Source organism: Bradyrhizobium sp. C-145, assembly GCF_023375135.1.
GTDB lineage: Bacteria > Pseudomonadota > Alphaproteobacteria > Rhizobiales > Xanthobacteraceae > Bradyrhizobium > Bradyrhizobium zhanjiangense.
This window is the reverse complement of the sequence record NZ_CP088150.1, coordinates 1,750,487-1,769,914: the sequence shown is the minus strand read 5'-3', so window position 1 is coordinate 1,769,914 and position 19,428 is coordinate 1,750,487. Positions and strand designations below refer to the sequence as shown.

Genomic DNA, 19,428 nt, shown 5'->3' with positions numbered 1-19,428 from the left:
AGGGTGGCTCACCGCCCACGCGAGCCGACCTGTGAACCGGGTACCAAGTGCGAGATTGTGACCACTAGGGGCCATGCAGTTCGAGAAGAGAGCTGACCGCGCGGCAGTGCCGCACTCTCGCGTCGATCGCTGCGCCTCTGCGCGATGAGCGCGGATTGCAGAGCTTGTCGCCGGTAGGGGGGCGCTGCTCTCGACGAGAGCCGGCAGTGCCCAATGGGTGGCGCGATGAGTCATCAAATGGGGCTTCGGCGAGCGGTGGCACGAGCCCCATATCAGTTTCGCGGACAGCGCTCGTTACTCGTTCACGCACAACTCGCCGCGAGCGTGCGAATCAAATCCGCCGCCTTGGCGACCAATGCCTGTGAGTAAAATGAGCCGGCCGGTGGAGTTGCCGAAACGATCGGTTCCCTTGACGATCTTATCCAGTTGGCTGAAGGCCTGGGACTCGGTATCGTACATGCCGGCAGTGGTGGTCGTGAACGTTCCCCCTTTTGCCGTGACTACCACCGTTCCCGCGTAAGATTGCAGTGTCTTGGGCAACGAAGGCAGTCCTGCTGTCTCGGCCATTCCGTGCGCAGTGAAAAACCACATTGCGCCGCTTAGAGCGGGCTCGTTGCTCATGACTGTTCCGACGGTGCAAAGGTCGATCTGACTTAAGCAACCTTCTTTGGTCATCTGTAGCGCAATTGTCGCCTCAAAGCTTCGGCACTGCGCGGGCTGTTGTGCGAAGGTGGCGCTCGTCGAAAGTGCAAGGATCAGTGCTGAAAGAAAGGTGGTTTTCATCATGCCCTCCCTCTCTACTGGATGTGCACTCTACGCTCGATGGAAGGGGTAAACTAGAGTGTGCAAGCGCACCCGAATACCGAGTTAACGCTGGGAGGTCGAAAGTCCCTTATGGGGGTCAATTGCCGACCTCTCGGCAGCTAGCGGCAAGGTCGGCTTAGGGCCCCGGAGCGGACGAAGGCCGGCAGCCGCCGCGCTGGAGCTGTTCGCCCCAGGCGCTGCCGACTACAAGCTCCAACATGTCCGATGATGCTCTGGTTTGAACGCTTGCGCTCATCTACGCGAGGCTGTTGCAAAGCGGGTCTCTTCCGTGGTCGTGGCGATTTCGACCGTGCGAGTCCGTCGCCTACGTTTCGTTTCGACTGGCTGAAGGGCGCACGAGCAGCTCAACGACGCGGCGCCCCATAAGTCGGCGGCGGCGCCTGCACCGTCGGCGCGGCGGCAGCGAAGAGTTCGTCCTTGCTGCCTGTGAGCGGTGGATAGATTCGCCTGCGGTTGATCGTCTCCTTGGTTACCTTCGCAGCCGCGCCGGTGGCGCGCACCTCGCGATCCCAGCCTTCGGTATAGAGCGCGCCCCAGGCACCGAGATCGAGCACGGTCACGTACCAGTCGATCCGCAGCGGCAACATCGGCACGCCGGCGAGATCGGCGACCACGTTGTGGCCGGCGAAGCGACCCATGGGCCGCGCGAACTGACAGGACATCACGGTCGGATGCAGCCCGTCGATCACGCTCGAGGCAACGTCGCCGGCCGCGAACACGCCGCCGACATCCGCAACCCGCATGAAGGGATCGACCAGAATGCGTCCGAGGCGATCGCGCGCGTCCGGAAGGCTCGCCGTCAAGGGGCTTGCACGCATTCCGGCGCACCAGATCACCGTCTGCGCCGCAATGAACTCGCCCGAGCTCAGGTGCATGCCGGCGGCTTCGACCGAGACAACACGCACACCGAGCCGCATCTCGACGTCGAGCGACGACAATGCCGTCTCGATCACGGGACGCGCATGCGCACCGATGGTGGCGCCGACCGCCGGATTGGGATCGACCAGGATGATGCGGCGGCTGCCGCTGATGCCCGCACGCGTCAGCCTGGCGGGCATCTCGGCCGCGACCTCGATGCCGGTGAAGCCGGCGCCGACCACCACGACCGTCGCACGCCCCGGCGACGGGGCGCTGCGTCCGAGCGAGACGAGATGATCCTCGAGGCGAAGTGCCGCAGCATAGGTGTCGACGTCGAAGGCGTGCTCGGAAAGGCCTGGAATGTCGGGACGCATCACCTCGCTGCCGAGCGCCAGCACGAGGCGGTCATAGTGCAACGTCTCCTCGCCGCCGCTGGTGACCAGCGAGATTTCGCGATGTGCCGGATCGATGGCTTCAACCTCGCCGAGACCATGGCTGACGCCGATCGGATCGAGCAGTTGGGGCAGCGGTAGCGCAACCTCGCCGAGGTCGACCTCGTAATTGCGCACGCGGATGTTGTGATAGGGATTGCGGTCAATGAGGCGGATCTCGATGTCCCGCCCGCTCGCGCCGATCTCGTCGCGCTTGCGCGCAGCACCGATGGCCGCCCACAGGCCTGCAAACCCGGCGCCGAGCACGACGATGCGCGCCATGTCCGCCTACACTACTTTCCAAAGCAATCCCGCGGTCTGCCCGCGCAGGTAGATATAGCTCAACAGCCCGCATCCACCAACTACGGCAGCGCCGCACCGCTGCACAAAATCGCGACTTACGCCTCGCGCAGCTCCGACGGCGTCGCGCCAAAACGCTTGCGGAAGGCGCGATTGAAATAGGACAGATCGGCGAAGCCCGAGGCGTGCGCGATGTCGCTGATCTTGCGCGCCCTGGCGCGGGGATCGCCGAGCAGCTTGCGGGCCTGTAGCAGGCGCTGCTCCAACACGAATTCGGTGAAGGTCGTGCCGGCCTGCTCGAACAGGCGCTGCGCCTGCCGCGGGCTGAGGCCCGAGCGCGTCGCGATCTCGGACAGGCAGAGATCGTTGCGGCCGAGCGCGGCCATCACGTCGGCGCGCATGAGATCGAGACGAGCCGCGGCATGCCCGCGTCCGCGCGCAAGTCCGGCATGCTCGGCGTCGGTCCCGAGCAGGAGGCCGACGAGATCGACCATGTGTTGCGCGGTCAGACGCTGGCCGACGGCATCGAGATGCGGCGCCTGATTGGCGGCGAGCGCATGGTAGCGGAAGATGGTCTCGGCGACCGCGCCGTCGGCGAGCACCTGTGACAGCTTGTCCTCCGCGCGCGGATTGATGTCGAGCAGCGCGCGGCGCGGCATGCGGATGGTGGTAAAGCGCTCCTCGTCGGTGTGGCCGACGGTGCCGGTGATGCTCATGTCGACGAGCACCATCTGCGCCGGCGCGAGCTCGACGGTATGGCCGTTCTGCCCGACGCGGACGAGGCCCGCATGTGCTGCAATCAGCACAAGATCGTCGCTGCCGTCGGCAAGGTGGCTCTGCGTGCGTGAATATTGTGCGGAAGCGCCTTCGGGAATGGCGAGCGCAATGTTGTCGACGACGCTGACCTGGATCCGGCAGTCGATGCTCTCGCCCTGGCTCGGGCCGATATCGAGGCCGCAGGACCCGAAGGCCCGCTCGCGCCAATGCTCGAACGCCGCACCCTGCGGCAGGCCTGCATATTGGTGAACGAAGATGCCTGGCGTTCTCGCTGCATCCATCTGATTTCTAGCCCCTCTCCGGCACCATGATCGGCGGCGCCGACTGCAAATTCCGGGGATTTGACGCCGCCAAGTGCAGGCAGGTTCAAATCGCGGTCGGAATCGGCGGGACTTGTCGGAATGCGACGGCGGGGTGGACCGTGGCGACAATTTTTGCTCGTAGCCCGCATGGAGCAGAGCGGAATGCGGGACGGTGGACCCGGATTGCGCTGCGCTCCATCCGGGCTACGACACCTACTTCTTCGCCGGCGCCGGCGGCTGCGTGGGCGGCACGGTCTCGATCAGCTTGCCGGAAAACACCGGCGCCGAAGTCGGCTGTCCATTGGGCGAACCGCCGGCCTGCTCGACAGTGACGGCGTAGGTCGCGCCGTTGACGACGTCGGAATCATAGGAAGCGAGCAGCGGGCGCGCGGTGAAATCGCTCGCACCGATCACGCCGAGCGAACGCGGCCGCGGCAGCTTGTCGGAGATCAGCCAAAGCTCGAAGCTCTTGCCGGGCTCCGGGGTCGCGCCGACCTTCCGGACCGTGAAATTCCGCGTCGCACCGTCGACCGTGAGGATGAAGGCGGGGCCGCCACCCTGGCCCTGCAGCAGAGCAACATATTGCGCAGAGGCGGTGAGCGGGGCGGCCGGTGTCTTCACTTCCACCGTCTGGATGCGCGGCGCAGGACGCAAGGCGCCCGGCAGTGCATCAGGCAGGAATATCTGAAGCGACAGCGTCACGAGCAGCGCGGCCGCAAGCGCGCCGACGCCGGATGCGATGTTGCGCCAGCGCTTCACGCGCCCTTCGAGACGGATCACGTTGCCATCGTCGACGACCGGCGCCTGCGGCGCGCGGGCGACGTTGAGATCCGGGGCATGGACCTGCGGGATGAACTGCGGCGCGATGTCCGGGATGGCGTCGGGCTCGGGACGCGACGGCTCCGGCTGCTCCGCTTCGGGTTGCTGCGGCTCAGGGGACTGCACGCCCTCCGTCGCGGATTCCGGTGGCGCAGTTTCTGGCGAGGGCAATTCCGGTATGGGCGGAGGTGGCAGCGGCGAAGCCTCAGCAAGCGCAGGTGGCTCCTGCGCAAGGGCCGTGCGCGCGATCTCGGACCTGATGCTCTCCCACACGATCGGACGCGGCTCGACCGAGCCGACCATCTGGTTGAGGACGCCGAGCCGATGGGCCCAGGCCTGCACGATTTCGGCGAACGCCTCGTCCACCGCCATCATGGTCTCGACCTGCGCGCGCTCGTCGGCGTCGAGCGTACCGAGCGCATATTCCGCGGCGAGCGCGATATGGTCCTCAGTGTAGGCCATCACTGTCCTTCACCTCTCCCCAACGGGGAGAGGTGGAATGTCGTCGTTGCCGCGCTTGTTCCTGCCACTCTCATCATCTTCTAAAGTCCGAGGCACTCGCGGATATCCAGCATGCTGCGCCGGAGCCACGTCTTCACCGTGTTGACGGGCGCGGCGAATTTCTCCGCCAATTGCTCGCGGCTCCAGCCGTTGTAATAGGCGAGAAGCACGAGCCGCTGGCGGTCCGGCTCGAGCCGGCCGATACATTCCAGGAGCCGCTTCAACTCCTCGGTCATCTCCCTCCGCGCCAGCGGATCAGGACTGTCGGCCGCCACCTCCATCGCTTGAGGCTCTTCCTCGATTGAGACTTCGGACTTCTTGCGCACGATGTCGATCGCGCGGTTGCGCGCGATCGACGTCATCCACGTGATCGGCGAGGACATGGCCGGATTGAACTGGCCGGCGTTGTTCCAGATCTTGACGTAGGTCTCTTGAATGACCTCCTCTGCGAGATCCTGCCGGCGCAAGATGCGGAGCACGACGCCATAAAGTTTCGCGCGTGTGGCGACGTAGAGCCGCTCGAACGCGGCCTGATCGCCCTTCGCCACCGCCTCAATCAGCCCGACCAGCTCTGCTGGCGTCAGCATTCAGCCCCCCGACACGCGGCCCCGTTGCTCCTCTCCCTCTCCCCGCCTGCGGGGAGAGGGCCGGGGTGAGGGGGAGTCTCCACGAAGGAGGTAACAGACGGACTCGCGGAGAGTCCCCCTCACCCGGATCGCATCTGGCGATGCCGATCCGACCTCTCCCCGCAAGCGGGGCGAGGTGAACCGAGCCAGCGGACCGGCCCTAAACCTAAAATCATCCTCACCATAGCGCGCGACAAAGCCGACCACCAAGGGGCGCAGCGCCACACTGTGGACAGCACATACGAAAACCCGGACCTTGCGGGTCCGGGTTTTGCAGATTTCTCGGCGATCTGGCGGCTGGCGCCGTTAGGCGACGGCGCCGATGCGGGCGCGCATCAGGCCGATGCTGTCGAGGTCGGCTTGCTCGCGGGCGTTCTCTTCGGCGCGTTCGCGGGCCTGGTCGCGCTCGTCCAGCAGCTCGACCTTCTTCAGCTCCTCGAAGGCCTCGGCTAGCGCAGCCTTGGCTTCGTCGAGCTGGCCCTTGAGCTCGTCGGCCGAGCGGGTCAGGTTCTCGCGGCGCTGGATTGCGGCTTTGGCGTAGGTCGGGTAGGCGAAGTGCGAGGGATCGTTGATCCCGGCGCGCTCCTGCTCGGTCTGGATCTCGCGCTCGAGATCGACCGACATCCGCTGGAAGTCGGCGATCATGGTCTCGATCTGGGTGACCCGGCGGCGCTTCTCGTCGACCTGAAACTTCTTCAGGCGGATGAGGGTATCACGTGACTTCATCGACTCGTACTCCCCAGAAGTCCCCTCGCTGCACGTGGGACGGCACCGGTCTGCCCACAGGCCCGATTGCGGCCAAGACCGGCTCTGCTACTCTGTGGGATCGGATGATGAACCGACAAAGTTAGCGTTCCGTTTCCAAATCACCGAGGATTTGCGCCAACTGGCGATAGCCGTCCGCGAGTGATGCATTTTCGTCCTTGCGCTGGCGCAGGAAGGCCTCGAGCGGCTCATGCAGGCGGATCGCCTCGTCGACCTCGGGGCTGGAGCCGGCCCGGTAGGCGCCGAGCCGGATCAATTCCTCCATGTCGGCATAGGTCGCCATCACCTGCCGTGCCCGCTGGATGGTTGGCCAGAATTGCGGATCGGCCGATTTCGGCATGGTGCGGGAGACGGATTTGAGGATGTTGATGGCGGGGTAGCGGCCGCGCTCGGCGATCGAGCGCTGCATCACGATATGACCGTCGAGGATGCCACGGACGGCATCCGCGATCGGCTCGTTATGGTCATCGCCGTCGACCAGCACGGTGAAGATCGCGGTGATGGCGCCCTCCCCCAGGCCCGGTCCGGCGCGCTCCAAAAGCTTCGGCAGTTCGGTGAACACGGTCGGCGTATAGCCCTTGGCGGTCGGCGGCTCGCCGGCGGACAGGCCGATCTCGCGCTGGGCCATGGCAAAGCGCGTCACCGAGTCCATCAGGCACAGCACGTCCTTGTCCTCGTCGCGAAAATACTCGGCGACCGCGAGCGTCAGATACGCGGCCTGGCGGCGCATCAGCGCCGGCTCGTCCGAGGTGGCGACCACCACGACGGACCGGGCAAGGCCCTCCTCGCCGAGGTCGTCCTGCAAGAATTCCTGCACCTCGCGGCCGCGTTCGCCGATCAGCCCGATGACGCTGACCGCCGCATCGACGTTGCGCGCCAGCATCGACAGCAGCACCGACTTGCCGACGCCGGAGCCTGCGAAGATACCCATGCGCTGGCCGCGACAGCAGGTGAGAAAGGTGTTCATCGCGCGCACGCCGAGATCGAGCGGCGCGCCGACGCGCTTGCGCGAATGCGCGGGCGGCGGCGTATTGCGGAACGGCATCGGCGAGGCACCTTGCGGCAACGGCCCCTTGCCGTCGATCGGCTCGCCCAGCGCATTGACGACACGGCCGAGCCAGGCCGCTGACGGTCGCACTTGATTGGCAGCATTGGCGATGACCGCCTTGCAGCCGCGGCGCACGCCATCGAGACCGGCGAACGGCATCACGACTGCATTGTTGCCGGAGAAGCCGATCACCTCGCAGGGGATGGAGCGGTTGGCGCCGGTCTCGATCACCAGCCGCGCGCCGACCGACATGGCGTGAATGGGACCGGCCACCTCGACCATCAGGCCGCGCACGCCGACCACGCGGCCGTAAATATTAATGCCGTCGATGTCGCCGATCTGTTCGGCCAAAGCCTTCATCGGTGGGCCTTCATAAGGTGCGCACCTTCGTCATCCGGGACTTCACGGTGAAACTCTTAAGTTTCGCCATATTTCTGAACGGCGCTTAACTTCGTGTTTACCCGCATCATTAATCATTGCGTCACTGTCTTTGAGACTGAGCGTGACTTCCCTTCAGAAGAAGGCTGAGTCGCGGGAGTCGGTTAGGCCCGTCTCTTAAAGTGGAGCTTGAACGGAATCGGGTGACGAAAGCTGCTTCGTGCGCAAGACCTTAGGGCGATTCGACAAAAATTGCACCGGGGGGACTTGCGTTCCAGAATCAGAGTTTGTTAACCATCTGTTGTCAGGATCCGAATCAGTTGTTCAAAGGCGTTTTGTTGAGTGCCGCGAATGCGGCCGACCTGACGCCCAGGAGCGGCGACTATGGGGAACTGGCATGCGCGTTTTGCTGATTGAAGATGACAGCGCCGTCGCGCAGTCGATCGAGCTGATGTTGAAGTCGGAAAGCTTCAACGTCTACACGACCGATTTGGGGGAAGAAGGCGTCGATCTCGGTAAACTATACGATTACGACATTATTCTTCTCGACCTCAACCTGCCCGACATGTCCGGCTACGACGTGCTCAAGCAGCTCCGGGTCTCCAAGATCAAGACACCTATCCTGATCCTCTCCGGCCTCGCCGGCATCGAGGACAAGGTCAAGGGTCTCGGCGTCGGCGCCGACGACTACATGACCAAGCCCTTCCACAAGGACGAGCTGGTGGCCCGCATCCACGCGATCGTGCGCCGCTCCAAGGGCCATGCCCAGTCGGTCATCCAGACCGGCGACCTCGTCGTCAACCTCGACACCAAGACGGTGGAAGTCGGCGGCCAGCGCGTGCATCTGACCGGCAAGGAATATCAGATGCTGGAGCTCCTCAGCTTGCGCAAAGGCACGACCCTCACCAAGGAAATGTTCCTCAACCATCTCTATGGCGGCATGGACGAGCCGGAGCTGAAGATCATCGACGTCTTCATCTGCAAGCTCCGCAAGAAGCTCGCCAACGCTTCCGAGGGCCGCAACTTCATCGAGACCGTATGGGGCCGCGGCTACGTGCTGCGCGAGCCGCATGAGGCCGACGAGCGCATCCCCGCCTGATCCTGGGTTTACGTCGCGAGCCCCTCGGGGCTCGCTCCTCCCAGCCTGGACCCCGCCGCAAATGGCGGGGTTTTGTTTTTGGGGCCGCCTCATACGAAGCTTAACGTTTGAACCGCTACCCTCCGCCAACCGACGAATGGTCGCTGCACGATGGGGGAACGATGATCCTGCAATCACTCGCCGGCCTGCCCGCTTTCCTGGTCTATTTCTGCACCGGGCTGATCGCGATCGTGGCCTATCTGTTCGTCTACACCCGCATCACGGCGCATAACGAATTTCAGCTGATCCGCGACAATGAGCCGGCCGCGGCGATCGCGCTCGGCCTCAGCCTGCTCGGCTTCGTCGCACCGCTGGTCAGCGCCATCGCGCATTCGGCCAACGTGCTCGACTGCCTGATCTGGGCGACGATCGCACTGATCGTGCAGGTGATCGTGTTCTTCCTCGTGAAGGTCCCGGTGCCGAACCTGTCGGCGCGGATCTCTGCCGGCGAGCTTGCCCCGTCGATCTGGCTCGGCCTGTCCTCGCTCGCCGCGGGCCTGCTGAACGCCGCCTGCATGATCTACTGACATGGCCGACAAATCCTCCAAAAAGGAGTTCGGCAAGCGCCGGCCAGTGACCGAGCCACCGCCTCCGCGGCCACCGATGAAGCGCTCCGGCCATGTTGCGCTGCTGGTGATGGGCACGCTCGCGGTCGGCAGCACCGCCTACACGATGATGCCGCGGCAGACCTGCGAGCCGCCTCCTGCCGGGGCGGCAGTTTCCGGAACGGAGACGCCGGTACAGGTGAGCACCGCGTGCAGCAGCAGAAGCAGCTCCTCCAGTGGCAGCAGCTCGCGCTGGTCGTCGCGATCGAGCTTCTTCAGCGGCGATTCCTCAAGCCATTCTTCGTCGGGAACGTCGTCCGACTCGGGCTCCCACAGCGTGACCCGCGGCGGCTTCGGCTCGTTCGGCCATGGCTTCTCGGGCGGCGGCTAGCGCATGATCCGGAAAAGTGGCCACCGGTTTTCCGGCAAGATCATGCGCAGGAAATAACATGCAACGCATCGTTTGTCTCGAGCGCGACGACTGGCGAGAGACCGCAGCGCAATGCGGCTTCGTCTTCCACACCATCGACGGCGAACGCTATTGGGACGAGCGCGCCTATTACGGCTTCACCCTCGACGAGATCGAGCGCGGCATCGAGACGCCGACCGGTGAGATCGACGCCATGTGCCTGGAGCTCGCCGGCCGCGTCATCGGCGATGAGCGCTACTTGCGCCGTTTGAAGATTCCGGAAGCATTCTGGAGCTTGATCGCCGAGAGCTGGAAGCGCAACGACCGCAGCCTCTATGGCCGGCTCGACCTGAAATTCGACGGCAATGGCCCGGCAAAACTGCTCGAATACAATGCGGACACGCCGACCTCGATCTTCGAGGCTGCGGTGTTTCAATGGACCTGGCTCGAACAGGCGATCGAACGCCGCATGATCCCGGCGCGTGCCGATCAGTTCAACTCGATCCATGAGCGGCTAATCGCAGCGTGGAAGCAGATTGCAGCAGGTCGCCACGTCCATCTCACCGGCATCACCGGCAACGAGGAAGACGCCGGCACGCTTGCTTATCTCGAAGACACCGCCCGCCAGGCGGGGCTTTCGACCAGGCTGCTCGACATCGAACAGGTCGGCTGGCGCGATGATGGTGGCGGGTTCGTCGATCTCGACGATTGTGACATCGCGCTCGCCTTCAAGCTCTATCCCTGGGAGTGGATGTCCCACGACACGTTCGGCGCAAAGCTCAAGGACGCACCGACACGCTGGATCGAGCCACCGTGGAAAGCCGTGCTCTCCAACAAGGGCATCCTGCCGTTGCTGTGGGAGATGTTTCCGAACCATCCCAATCTGCTGCCGGCCTTCTTCGAGGACGACCCGCGCGCAGCCGAGCTCGGCACGTCCTATGTGCGCAAGCCGCTGCTGTCGCGCGAAGGCGCCAACGTCACGCTGGTGTCGGACGGCATGCCGCTCGACGAGCAGGCGGGTCCGTACGGTGCCGAAGGTTTCGTGCGACAGGCTCTAGCACCGCTGCCGAATTTTTCAGGCTTCTATCCGGTGCTCGGAAGCTGGCTGGTGAACCATGAACCCTGCGGCCTGTCGATCCGCGAGGACGAGAGCCCGATCACGGGCAACCGCTCGCGCTTTCTGCCGCATGCGATTTTGTGAGACGTGGTTTTCTTTCTTCTCCCCTTGCGGGAAGGTGGCGCGAAGCGCCGGATGAGGGGTTCTATCCGCGCACCTCAATGCGAGAGATTCGCTTGCGGAGAGAACCCCTCACCCGGCTTCGCTATTGCGAAGCCACCCTCTCCCACAAGGGGAGAGGGAAGAAGCACCTCACCGCGCCGCGGCGATCTTCAGCGACGGCGGCATCAGCCCGCCCATCGGGCGGCCGGAGCGCGCGGGGTTGAGCTGGTAGAGACCGCGGCGCTCAGTGATGGGGCGGAACGCGTCGGTGATGCCGACGACGGATTCGGCGGCGCCAAGCAGCAGCGTGCCGTCGGCTTCCAGTCCTTTCGCCATCCGCTCGAAGATCACCGCCTTGGTGTCCTGGTCGAAATAGATGAGCACGTTGCGGCAGAAGATCACGTCGAACGTGCCGAGATGGGAGAAGTCCTGCAACAGATTGAGCTGGCGGAACTGCACCATCGCGCGAATGTCGGCATTGAGCTGCCAGACTTCACCGACTTGCGTGAAGTACTTCATCAAGTGCTGGATCGGCAAGCCGCGCTGCACCTCGAACTGGCTGTAGACGCCGGCCTTGGATTTCTCCAGCACCTCCTGCGACAGGTCGGTGGCGACAATCTCGATGCGCCAGCCCGCGAACGCCGCGCCCATCTCCTTCACGCACATCGCGATCGAATAGGGCTCCTGGCCCGTCGACGACGCGGCCGACCAGATGCGCAGCGATTTGCGCGCCGCGCGTGCCTGGATCAGGCCGGGCAGGATGGTGTCGCGCAGATGATCGAACGGGATCTTGTCGCGGTAGAAGAAGGTCTCGTTGGTGGTCATCGCTTCGACTACGTCGGTCGCGAGCCGGCCGTCGCCGTTCCTGATCTTCAGCACGAGATCGGGAATGCCAGATAGGCTCGCCTTGCGAGCGAGCGGCAGCAGCCGGCTCTCGACCAGATATTGCTTGTCGGCGGACAGGTCGAGACCGGAGCGCTCTTTCAGGAACTTGCGCAAATAGTCGTAGTCGACCGGCGTCACGAGCGGTCTCCCGCGAACAGGCGATTGACCTTGGCGCCGATCTGGTTGAGCGGCAGGATCGCCGCGCAGATACCGGCATTGGCGGCCGCGCCCGGCATGCCCCACACCACGCTGGAAGCTTCGTCCTGCGCGATGACACTGCCACCGGCAGCGACGATGTCCTTGCCGCCGCGCATGCCGTCGGAGCCCATGCCCGTCAGGATCACGGAGAGGATGCCGCCGTGCCAGATGTCGATGGCGGAGGTGAAGAGCGGATCGACTGCAGGCTTGCAGAAATTGACGGCGGGGCCGTCGTCGAGCGCGATCACGGTATCGGCGCCGCTGCGCACGACGCGCATGTGCTTGCCGCCGGGCGCCAGATAAATCCGTCCCGGCTTCACCGGCTCGCCATCGATCGCCTCGGCTGCCGGCTTGCGGCTCGAGCGCGCCAGATGCTCGGCAAGAATGGTGGTGAAGGTCGGCGGCATGTGCTGAGTGATCAGCACCGGGACGCGGTCGATCACCGGGCCGAGCTCGGTGACGAGTGCCATCAGCGCCTGGGGACCGCCGGTCGAGGAGCCGATCAGCAACACCTTCGGCGTCTGGGTCGAGAACGGGCGCATCGCCAGCGCTCCCAACGACGGCGCGGCCGGGACCGGCGCAGGCGCGGCGGACCGCGCGACGGCTGGTGCACGTACGGCCGGAGCGGGGCTCGCGGGCGCCAGCGGCGGGCTCGCAATCGCGGGCTTCCTGCGCAGACGCGCGCCGAGGTGACGGATCTTCTGCATCAAATCGTGGTGGAAGGTGTCCGCCGCGGAAGCCTCGCGCGTCGACTCCGGCTTCGGAATGTAGTCAGCCGCACCAAGCGACAGCGCCTTGAAGCTGATCTCCGCGTTACGGCGGGTCAGCGTCGAGGCCATGATGATGACGAGATCGCGCTTCTTCGCCAGCAGTTGCGGCAGCGCCGAGAGGCCGTCGAGTTCGGGCATTTCGATGTCGAGCACGGCGACATCGGGATTGATGCGTTCGATCTGGTTGACAGCCTCGAGCCCGGTGCGCAGCGAGGCCGCGACCTCCATGTCGTGCTCGGCGCCGATCCAGCGCGAGATCAGACCGCGGATGACGACGGAGTCGTCGACGATCATCACCCGCAGCGGCCCCGCTTCGCGCGACGAACCCGTGGTCGAACTACCTGCGAACGCAGTACTCATTACTCACCAACTCAGACTGAAACGGTTCAGTTGAAAACAAGCGCCGAAGGATCCGTTCAGCCTCCGGGCGATCGGTCAGATAAGGCCGACTTCCTGGAATTTCGCCGTCACGATGTCCTTGTCGAAGGGCTTCATGATGTACTCGTTGGCGCCGGCGTGCAGCGCGCGCGCGATGTGCGCGACGTCGTTCTCGGTGGTGCAGAACACCACCTTGGGCTGGTCGCCGCCGGGCATGCGCCTGAGATGGCCGAGGAACTCGTAGCCATCCATCACGGGCATGTTCCAGTCGAGCAGCACCGCGTCGGGCAAGCCGCGCTTGCAGGCCTCCAGCGCCTTCTCACCGTCTTCGGCTTCGAGGATCTGGAAGTCGAGGCCCTCCAGGATCCGGCGCGCAACCTTGCGGATGACGCTGGAATCATCAACGACGAGACAAGTTCGCATGTGAACCTCTGCTTCCTCCCCTTTGCCGGGGCACTTCCAGTTGCGGGCCCGATGATGGCGATGCCGCCGTATCAGGCCGCCATCATCTCGGGCGCGAGCTCGAGGACGCGATCGACGTCGAGGACGACCATGAGCTGGCCGTCGAGGCGGTGGACGCCGCCGGCGAGCTTGGCCATGCGCGGATCGAGGTTGACGGGGTTTTCCTCCTTGCCGTCCTCGGGCAGGCGCAGCACCTCGCCGATCTGATCGATCAAGAGGCCATAGGATTCACCGCGCAGGTCGACGCCGACCGCCATCGGCACCTTGCCGTCTTCGGCCTTGGGCAGGCCGAGCCGGGCGCGCATGTCGACCACGGTGACGATGCGGCCACGCAGGTTCAGGACGCCGGCGATCTCGCGCGAGGACAACGGCACGCGGGTGACGCGCTCGGGCATGAACACGTCCTGGACGCGGGAGATCGGCAGGCCGAACAGCTGGCCGCCGATCATCGCGGTGACGTATTCGACCATGGCGCCCTCGGTGGACTGGGTCTTGCGGCTCATCGATCTATCTCCTTGTCGCCCTCACGCCGCCGCCCGGCTCAGCTCGGAGGCGCCGGCGGCGCCCGCGGTCTGCTCCTTCAGCGCCGCGATCAGACCGGGACGGTCGAACTTGGCGACATAGTCGTGGAAGCCGGCCTGGCGGCCGCGCTCGATCGCCGCCGGCGACACCAGCGCGGAGAGGCCGATGATCGGCATCGACCCCAGATTGTTGTCGGAGCGGATCAGTTCGGCGAACTCGAACCCGTTCATGTCGGGCATCTCGATGTCGGTCAGGACCACGTCGAAGCTCTGCGCACGCAGCGCCGCCAGGCCCTCCTGCGCGGTCGGCGCGGTGCGGACGCGGTAGCCGGCCGCTTTCAGCACCGGCGCCAGCATGTTGCGGAAGAAGGCGCTGTCGTCGACCAGCAGCACCGACTGCGAGTGCAGCGACGGCTTCATCTCCTTGCGGGTGAACCAGTCGGCGAACGCCATCGGCAGGAAGTGGCCGACGTCGATCACCTCGGTGGCCTGGCCCTTGATCACGGCCGAGCCCAGAATGCCCGAACCGGAGCCGCCGACCTCGATGTTGAGCCGCTCCTCGACGATGTCGATGATCTCGTCGACGACGAGGCCCATGGAGCGGCCGTCGTCGGCGAACACCAGGATCGGCTGGGCGCCCTGGCTGGCGATGGTGACGCCCTCCATCGCGACCAGCGGCATCAGCTGCTCGCGGTACTGCACCATGTAGCGGCCGTTACTGAACTCGATCTTGTCGGCCGGCAGCTCCTCCAGGCGGGTGACGAGGCCGAGCGGGACCGCCTTGGGCTGGGACGAGCCGGCGCGGAACACCAGCAGCGAGGTGGTCTGCTCGCCGCTGCCGATGTGATGGCCTGCGTTCTCGTCGGCCATGTCATGGGCCGAGGAGCCGGCGGCGCCGAGCGCCTTGGCAATGCCGTTGGGGTCGATGATCATGATGACGGCGCCATCGCCCAAGATGGTGTTGCCGGAGAACATGTCGATGTGACGCAGCTTGGTCGACATCGGCTTGACCACGATCTCTTCGGTGTGGAACACGCCGTCGACGACGATGCCAAAGGTCTGGCTGCCGACCTGGGTCACCACGATGAAACCGTTCTCGGGATCGGACGCGGCGCCATCGTCGATCTTCAAGAGCTTCTTCAGATGGATCAGCGGCAGCAGCTTGTTGCGCAGGCGCAAGACCGCGGTGTCCTTGATGCGCTCGATGCGGTGCTCGCTGTTGGCGCGAGCGCGCACCAGCTCGACCACCGAGAGCTGCGGGATGGCAAAGCGGTCGCCGGCGGCTTCGACGATCAGGGCCGAGACGATCGCCAAGGTCAGCGGGATCTTGATGGTGACCGAGCTTCCCTCGCCGGCCACGCTCTTGATGTCGATGGTGCCGCCGATCTGGTCGATATTGGTGCGGACCACGTCCATGCCGACGCCGCGGCCCGAGACCGAGGTGATGGCGGCCGCGGTGGAGAAGCCCGGCGCGAAGATGAACTTGTGGATCTGCGCCTCGCTCATCTTCTCCAGCTCAGCCTCGGTGACCAACCCTGAGGAGATCGCCTTGGCCTTGATCTTCTCGGTGTTGAGGCCGCGGCCGTTGTCGGCGATGCAGATGATGATGTGGCCGCCCTCGTGATAGGCGGACAGCCGAATGGTGCCCTGCTCGCCCTTGCCGGCCGCTAAGCGCTCGGCGGGGGTCTCCAGGCCATGATCGGCGGAGTTGCGCACCATGTGGGTGAGCGGGTCCTTGATCAGGTCGAGCACCTGGCGGTCGAGCTCGGTGTCGGCGCCGTGCATCTCCAGCTCGATCTGCTTGCCGAGTTCGCTCGAGAGGTCGCGGACGATGCGGGGCAGCTTCTGCCAGGCGTTGCCGATCGGCTGCATGCGCGTCTTCATGACGCCCTCCTGCAGCTCGGCGGTGACGTTGGACAGCCGCTGCAGCGGCACCTTGAACTCGGTGTCCTCGTTGCGGCGGGAGATCTCCAACAGCTGGTTGCGGGTCAGCACCAGCTCGGAGACCATGGTCATCAGATGCTCCAGCGTATCCACGTTGACGCGGATCGACTGGTTGGCGATGCGGTCGCCTTCGCCGGCACTCTCGTCGGCCATCGACTTCTTCGGCGCGGGCTTTTGCTTGGCGGCTTCCTTCGCAGCCGGGGCTTCAGCCGCCGGGGCGGGCTCGGCCTTGGCTTCAGCCTTGGCAACGGGCGCAGCAGGCACCGGCGCTTCGATCGCGGTCTCGCGGAAGGCGCGCTCGAGCTCGTCGAGCGAGACTTCGCCGGGACGCAACGGGCGCTCCAGCGTCTGTTCGATCAGCGTGCCCGTGGTCATCTCCTTGGCGGGCGCAGCGGCGGGGGCTTCCGGCGCCAGCGGCGGCGCGTCGGCAACGGGAGCTGCGCCAGCCGCCATGGCGGCCATGCCCTGCTCGACCATCGCCTCCAGCTTGTCGATGAGGTCGCGGTCGTTGCCCTCCGGCTCAGCTTCGGTCGCCTCCAGGCCAGCCAAAATCTCCTTGATGCGGTCGATCGAGGACAGGATCACCGTCACCGCCTGTCCGGTCACCGGCATGCCGTCGCGGAATTTGCCCATCAAGGTCTCGCCGGCATGCGCCAGCGCTTCCAGCCGCGGCAGGCCGAGGAAGCCGCAGGTGCCCTTGATGGTGTGGACCAGGCGGAAGATGTTATCCAGGATCTTGGCGTTGTTCGGCTCCTGCTCGAACTTCACCAGCTGATTGTCGACGGTGTCCAGGCTCTCGCTGGTCTCCGTCAAAAACTCCCGCAACAGATCATCCATGAAAACAGGCCTTCATACAGGAAGGGCGCGCACGAGGCGTGATGCGCCATTTCGGAATGGGGCCAGCTTCACCGCAAAGCGTTTAATATTGGTTGAGTAAGTGCAAAAGAACGGAACCAACAAAGAGATAAGGCGCTCCGGACAAACCGAAGCGCCTCGTAAAGATTGGATTAAGACTTCGAGAGCGAAGGGCGAGTTTACGAAGCGGTAACGGTGATGGCTTCGCCTTCCGGTGCGAGCCTCACGGTGAGCCCGCAGGCCTGCGCCAACAGCCGCGTATAATAAGGCTGGATTGCATGCGCATCTGCGGCAGGCCCGCGCTCGCCGCTCAGGAGCTCGGAGATGTTCTGCGGCAGGCGCGCATTGTGTCCGGTCGCGGTGATGCGGAAGCTCATCGTCTCGCCCTCGCCGATCGGATCGATCGTCAGCATGCCGCCGCGCGGGATCGTGTGCTGGGCAACCACCAGCATGTTGAGCAGCAGCTTGACGCGATTCTTCGGCAGCAGGAGCCGCGGCAGATTCCAGGTGATCGAGCACTTGCCGTCCTCGATGTGGCCGCGCGCCATGGTCTGGGCATCGCCGAGATCGATCTGGGCGCCCGAGGAGCCGGCGGCGCCGAAAGCAAGGCGGCAGAACTGGAGCCGGGCCGAGGCCGTCTTGGCGCTCTTGCGGATGAGGTCGAGCGCGAACTCGCGGTCCTCGGGCTTGGGATCGTCGTCGAGCACTTCGAGCCCATTGACGATGGCGCCGACGGGGCTGATGAGATCGTGGCAGACCCGCGAGCACAAGAGCGCAGCGAGTTCGAGCATATCGGGAGCAGTAACGGTCGCGGGCGACGAGGCGTCAGACATATAATGGGGTCCTGGAGGGTTCCTGGAATTGCACGGCGCTGGACGCCGCGAATCACGCATGCTTGACGGATGCTGCGGGTTCTAACATTCGCAAGCCCGCGGCAGCTAGCTTGCGATCACTTCGAGGCGGCCATAAGCCCCCAATCGGATCAATCCTGGCGAATCAGTCGAGGAGGACGAAATTGCCGATGAATGAGGCATCCAAGTGAAGCGGATCATCGACGGCGCGGCCGCATCCGGTCTGATGGAGCCGCTCACCGCGCTGGTGGTCAAGGCGGGCGAAGCGATCCTTGCCGTCAACCGCTCGGCGATGCGGGTGGACGGCAAGCAGGACGGCTCGCCGGTGACCGAGGCGGATCTTGCCGCCGACCGCATCATCGCGGAGGGTCTCGCGCAGCTTGCGGCCGACGTGCCGACGCTGTCGGAAGAGCGGAGCCAGCTCGCCTCGCCGCCGTTTCGCGAAAGCTTCTTCCTGATCGATCCGCTCGACGGCACCAAGGAATTCGTTGCCGGCCGCGACGAGTTCACCGTCAACCTCGCCCTGGTGACTGAAGGCGTGCCGCTGCTCGGCATCGTCTCTGCGCCCGCGCTCGGGCTGCTCTGGCGCGGCATTGTCGGTCGCGGCGCCGAGCGCGTGAGGTTTGACGGCGCAACCATCGGCGCGGCCGAGCCGATCCATACCCGCAAGCTTCCGGCGCCGGGCGAGCCCTGGATCGCGGCGGTGAGCCGCTCTCACGGCGATCCCAAGAGCGAGGCGTTCATCGATGGCAGGCCCAATGCGGTCAGGCGGACGGTCGGCTCGGCCGTGAAATTCGGCCGGATCGCGGAAGGCAGCGCCGACATCTATCCCCGCTTCGGACCGACCTCGGAATGGGACGTCGGGGCCGGCTCTGCGGTCGTGACCGCGGCCGGCGGCAGGGTGACCGACGGCCAGGGCGGCGAGCTCCGCTTCGGCCAGCACAGCGGCAATGGTTTCATCATCCCGGAGTTCGTCGCCTGGGGCGACCCGCAGGCGGTCGACCGCTACTGACCGAGCTGGTCCTGGAGCGCCGGCCAGCGCTTGCCGACCTCATAGAGGAAGCGCTCCGGATTGGCGGCGAAGGCGTCGCGATTGGCTTCCCGGCTGAACAGATAGAGCCGCTGCGCCACGAGCGCGAAGAAGCGGGGATTGCCGGCGATGACGACGCCGCGGGCGATATCGGCGGGATCATAGCCGCCGAATTGCGGCCCGTAGATCTCGGGATGGGACAGGAAGGAGGCCCGGTTGCCCTCGTTGCGGAAGCGCCAGACCGCGCCCCAGAGGTTCGCCTCGAACTGCGCCTTCCCTCGCACGGCCGCGCCATCGACGAAATAGGCGACGGGATCGAAGCCCTCGATGGCGACGCCACTGAACCGGTTGACGACGATCCGCTCGGTGGTGGCAGCCCCTGCCGGCCAGCCCTGGCAGATGATCCAAATGCCCGCCAGCAGGCAGACGAGGCAAACGCGGCGGCCGATCAAGGCAATTCCGGGGCGCAAAGGGCTATCTTCCTGCCGTTGTGCCGTCATAGTTGCTGCGGATAACATCCGAGTCGAGGGGACATCCGGTGCAACCTAGAACCGTGCCTGTTGGCATCAGGTTAAGGAAGCGATCGGTTTCGA

19 protein-coding genes are annotated in these 19,428 nt (G+C 65.1%); 5 read left to right on the top strand and 14 right to left on the bottom strand.

The annotated features are described in order from the left end of the window. Positions 1 to 294: 294 nt before the first annotated feature. From LRP30_RS08290 to fliI, 7 genes are all read right to left on the bottom strand, one after another. Complete coding sequence (locus LRP30_RS08290; RefSeq protein WP_128935896.1) at positions 295 to 786, bottom strand: hypothetical protein; 492 nt, start codon at positions 784 to 786, stop codon at positions 295 to 297. 383 nt (positions 787 to 1,169) lie between these two features. Further along, entirely contained in the window at positions 1,170 to 2,396 is a 1,227-nt protein-coding gene (locus LRP30_RS08285; protein WP_249759985.1) for an NAD(P)/FAD-dependent oxidoreductase, read from the bottom strand. Positions 2,397 to 2,512: 116 nt separating this feature from the next. After that, positions 2,513 to 3,472 carry an AraC family transcriptional regulator gene (locus LRP30_RS08280; protein WP_249759984.1) on the bottom strand — a complete coding sequence of 320 codons (960 nt, stop codon included), beginning with the start codon at positions 3,470 to 3,472 and terminating at the stop codon, positions 2,513 to 2,515. Positions 3,473 to 3,706: 234 nt separating this feature from the next. After that, complete coding sequence (locus LRP30_RS08275; protein ID WP_249759983.1) at positions 3,707 to 4,774, bottom strand: anti-sigma factor; 1,068 nt, start codon at positions 4,772 to 4,774, stop codon at positions 3,707 to 3,709. A gap of 80 nt (positions 4,775 to 4,854) precedes the next feature. Continuing rightward, on the bottom strand, positions 4,855 to 5,400 hold the full coding sequence (locus LRP30_RS08270; protein WP_249759982.1) for a sigma-70 family RNA polymerase sigma factor: 546 nt from the start codon (positions 5,398 to 5,400) through the stop codon (positions 4,855 to 4,857). 345 nt (positions 5,401 to 5,745) lie between these two features. Continuing rightward, positions 5,746 to 6,165, bottom strand: a complete 420-nt coding sequence (gene fliJ / locus LRP30_RS08265; protein WP_011084990.1) for a flagellar export protein FliJ — start codon at positions 6,163 to 6,165, stop codon at positions 5,746 to 5,748. A 121-nt stretch (positions 6,166 to 6,286) separates the two neighbouring features. Next, positions 6,287 to 7,612: a flagellar protein export ATPase FliI gene (gene fliI, locus LRP30_RS08260; RefSeq protein WP_249759981.1), complete on the bottom strand. Its 1,326-nt coding sequence runs from the start codon at positions 7,610 to 7,612 to the stop codon at positions 6,287 to 6,289. Between the two features lie 415 nt (positions 7,613 to 8,027). Between fliI and LRP30_RS08255 the strand changes: the two genes are divergently transcribed. From LRP30_RS08255 to LRP30_RS08240, 4 genes are all read left to right on the top strand, one after another. Then, on the top strand, positions 8,028 to 8,729 hold the full coding sequence (locus tag LRP30_RS08255; protein ID WP_016848562.1) for a response regulator transcription factor: 702 nt from the start codon (positions 8,028 to 8,030) through the stop codon (positions 8,727 to 8,729). 161 nt (positions 8,730 to 8,890) lie between these two features. Beyond that, positions 8,891 to 9,295: a DUF350 domain-containing protein gene (locus LRP30_RS08250; protein WP_128938336.1), complete on the top strand. Its 405-nt coding sequence runs from the start codon at positions 8,891 to 8,893 to the stop codon at positions 9,293 to 9,295. Position 9,296: 1 nt separating this feature from the next. Beyond that, the gene (locus LRP30_RS08245; protein ID WP_249759980.1) at positions 9,297 to 9,704 is read left to right on the top strand and encodes a hypothetical protein; all 408 of its coding nucleotides are present in this window, start codon (positions 9,297 to 9,299) and stop codon (positions 9,702 to 9,704) included. 58 nt (positions 9,705 to 9,762) lie between these two features. After that, entirely contained in the window at positions 9,763 to 10,923 is a 1,161-nt protein-coding gene (locus LRP30_RS08240) for a glutathionylspermidine synthase family protein (RefSeq protein WP_249759979.1), read from the top strand. A 168-nt stretch (positions 10,924 to 11,091) separates the two neighbouring features. Here LRP30_RS08240 and LRP30_RS08235 read toward each other — a convergent pair whose 3' ends face one another. The 6 genes from LRP30_RS08235 to LRP30_RS08210 form a co-directional block, all read right to left on the bottom strand. After that, the gene (locus LRP30_RS08235; protein WP_128938339.1) at positions 11,092 to 11,964 is read right to left on the bottom strand and encodes a protein-glutamate O-methyltransferase CheR; all 873 of its coding nucleotides are present in this window, start codon (positions 11,962 to 11,964) and stop codon (positions 11,092 to 11,094) included. Further along, positions 11,961 to 13,154 carry a chemotaxis response regulator protein-glutamate methylesterase gene (locus tag LRP30_RS08230; RefSeq protein WP_249759978.1) on the bottom strand — a complete coding sequence of 398 codons (1,194 nt, stop codon included), beginning with the start codon at positions 13,152 to 13,154 and terminating at the stop codon, positions 11,961 to 11,963. Before LRP30_RS08230 ends, LRP30_RS08235 begins: the two co-directional genes overlap by 4 nt. A 75-nt stretch (positions 13,155 to 13,229) precedes the next feature. Beyond that, positions 13,230 to 13,595, bottom strand: a complete 366-nt coding sequence (locus LRP30_RS08225) for a response regulator (protein ID WP_007600538.1) — start codon at positions 13,593 to 13,595, stop codon at positions 13,230 to 13,232. 71 nt (positions 13,596 to 13,666) lie between these two features. After that, the gene (locus LRP30_RS08220; RefSeq protein ID WP_128935906.1) at positions 13,667 to 14,137 is read right to left on the bottom strand and encodes a chemotaxis protein CheW; all 471 of its coding nucleotides are present in this window, start codon (positions 14,135 to 14,137) and stop codon (positions 13,667 to 13,669) included. Positions 14,138 to 14,158: 21 nt separating this feature from the next. After that, positions 14,159 to 16,936: a hybrid sensor histidine kinase/response regulator gene (locus tag LRP30_RS08215; protein WP_249759079.1), complete on the bottom strand. Its 2,778-nt coding sequence runs from the start codon at positions 16,934 to 16,936 to the stop codon at positions 14,159 to 14,161. Positions 16,937 to 17,133: 197 nt separating this feature from the next. Continuing rightward, positions 17,134 to 17,787, bottom strand: coding sequence for a histidine phosphotransferase family protein (locus tag LRP30_RS08210; RefSeq protein ID WP_164935214.1), 654 nt, complete (start codon positions 17,785 to 17,787; stop codon positions 17,134 to 17,136). Positions 17,788 to 17,992: 205 nt separating this feature from the next. Between LRP30_RS08210 and cysQ the strand changes: the two genes are divergently transcribed. Then, the gene (gene cysQ / locus LRP30_RS08205) at positions 17,993 to 18,817 is read left to right on the top strand and encodes a 3'(2'),5'-bisphosphate nucleotidase CysQ (protein WP_249759977.1); all 825 of its coding nucleotides are present in this window, start codon (positions 17,993 to 17,995) and stop codon (positions 18,815 to 18,817) included. On the opposite strand, the gene LRP30_RS08200 is transcribed toward cysQ, so the two are convergent. Further along, positions 18,811 to 19,305 carry a YHS domain-containing (seleno)protein gene (locus LRP30_RS08200; protein ID WP_249759976.1) on the bottom strand — a complete coding sequence of 165 codons (495 nt, stop codon included), beginning with the start codon at positions 19,303 to 19,305 and terminating at the stop codon, positions 18,811 to 18,813. The genes cysQ and LRP30_RS08200 overlap by 7 nt on opposite strands. Positions 19,306 to 19,428: the final 123 nt, after the last annotated feature.

Coding starts and splice junctions, on each gene's coding strand:
- LRP30_RS08280 (WP_249759984.1), bottom strand. CDS start 3,472: ATGGATGCAGCGAGAACGCCAGGCATCTTCGTTCACCAATATGCAGGC.
- LRP30_RS08285 (WP_249759985.1), bottom strand. CDS start 2,396: ATGGCGCGCATCGTCGTGCTCGGCGCCGGGTTTGCAGGCCTGTGGGCG.
- LRP30_RS08215 (WP_249759079.1), bottom strand. CDS start 16,936: ATGGATGATCTGTTGCGGGAGTTTTTGACGGAGACCAGCGAGAGCCTG.
- fliI (WP_249759981.1), bottom strand. CDS start 7,612: ATGAAGGCTTTGGCCGAACAGATCGGCGACATCGACGGCATTAATATT.
- LRP30_RS08230 (WP_249759978.1), bottom strand. CDS start 13,154: ATGAGTACTGCGTTCGCAGGTAGTTCGACCACGGGTTCGTCGCGCGAA.
- fliJ (WP_011084990.1), bottom strand. CDS start 6,165: ATGAAGTCACGTGATACCCTCATCCGCCTGAAGAAGTTTCAGGTCGAC.
- LRP30_RS08240 (WP_249759979.1), top strand. CDS start 9,763: ATGCAACGCATCGTTTGTCTCGAGCGCGACGACTGGCGAGAGACCGCA.
- LRP30_RS08275 (WP_249759983.1), bottom strand. CDS start 4,774: ATGGCCTACACTGAGGACCATATCGCGCTCGCCGCGGAATATGCGCTC.
- LRP30_RS08210 (WP_164935214.1), bottom strand. CDS start 17,787: ATGTCTGACGCCTCGTCGCCCGCGACCGTTACTGCTCCCGATATGCTC.
- LRP30_RS08245 (WP_249759980.1), top strand. CDS start 9,297: ATGGCCGACAAATCCTCCAAAAAGGAGTTCGGCAAGCGCCGGCCAGTG.
- LRP30_RS08290 (WP_128935896.1), bottom strand. CDS start 786: ATGATGAAAACCACCTTTCTTTCAGCACTGATCCTTGCACTTTCGACG.
- LRP30_RS08270 (WP_249759982.1), bottom strand. CDS start 5,400: ATGCTGACGCCAGCAGAGCTGGTCGGGCTGATTGAGGCGGTGGCGAAG.
- LRP30_RS08225 (WP_007600538.1), bottom strand. CDS start 13,595: ATGCGAACTTGTCTCGTCGTTGATGATTCCAGCGTCATCCGCAAGGTT.
- LRP30_RS08250 (WP_128938336.1), top strand. CDS start 8,891: ATGATCCTGCAATCACTCGCCGGCCTGCCCGCTTTCCTGGTCTATTTC.
- LRP30_RS08255 (WP_016848562.1), top strand. CDS start 8,028: ATGCGCGTTTTGCTGATTGAAGATGACAGCGCCGTCGCGCAGTCGATC.
- LRP30_RS08220 (WP_128935906.1), bottom strand. CDS start 14,137: ATGAGCCGCAAGACCCAGTCCACCGAGGGCGCCATGGTCGAATACGTC.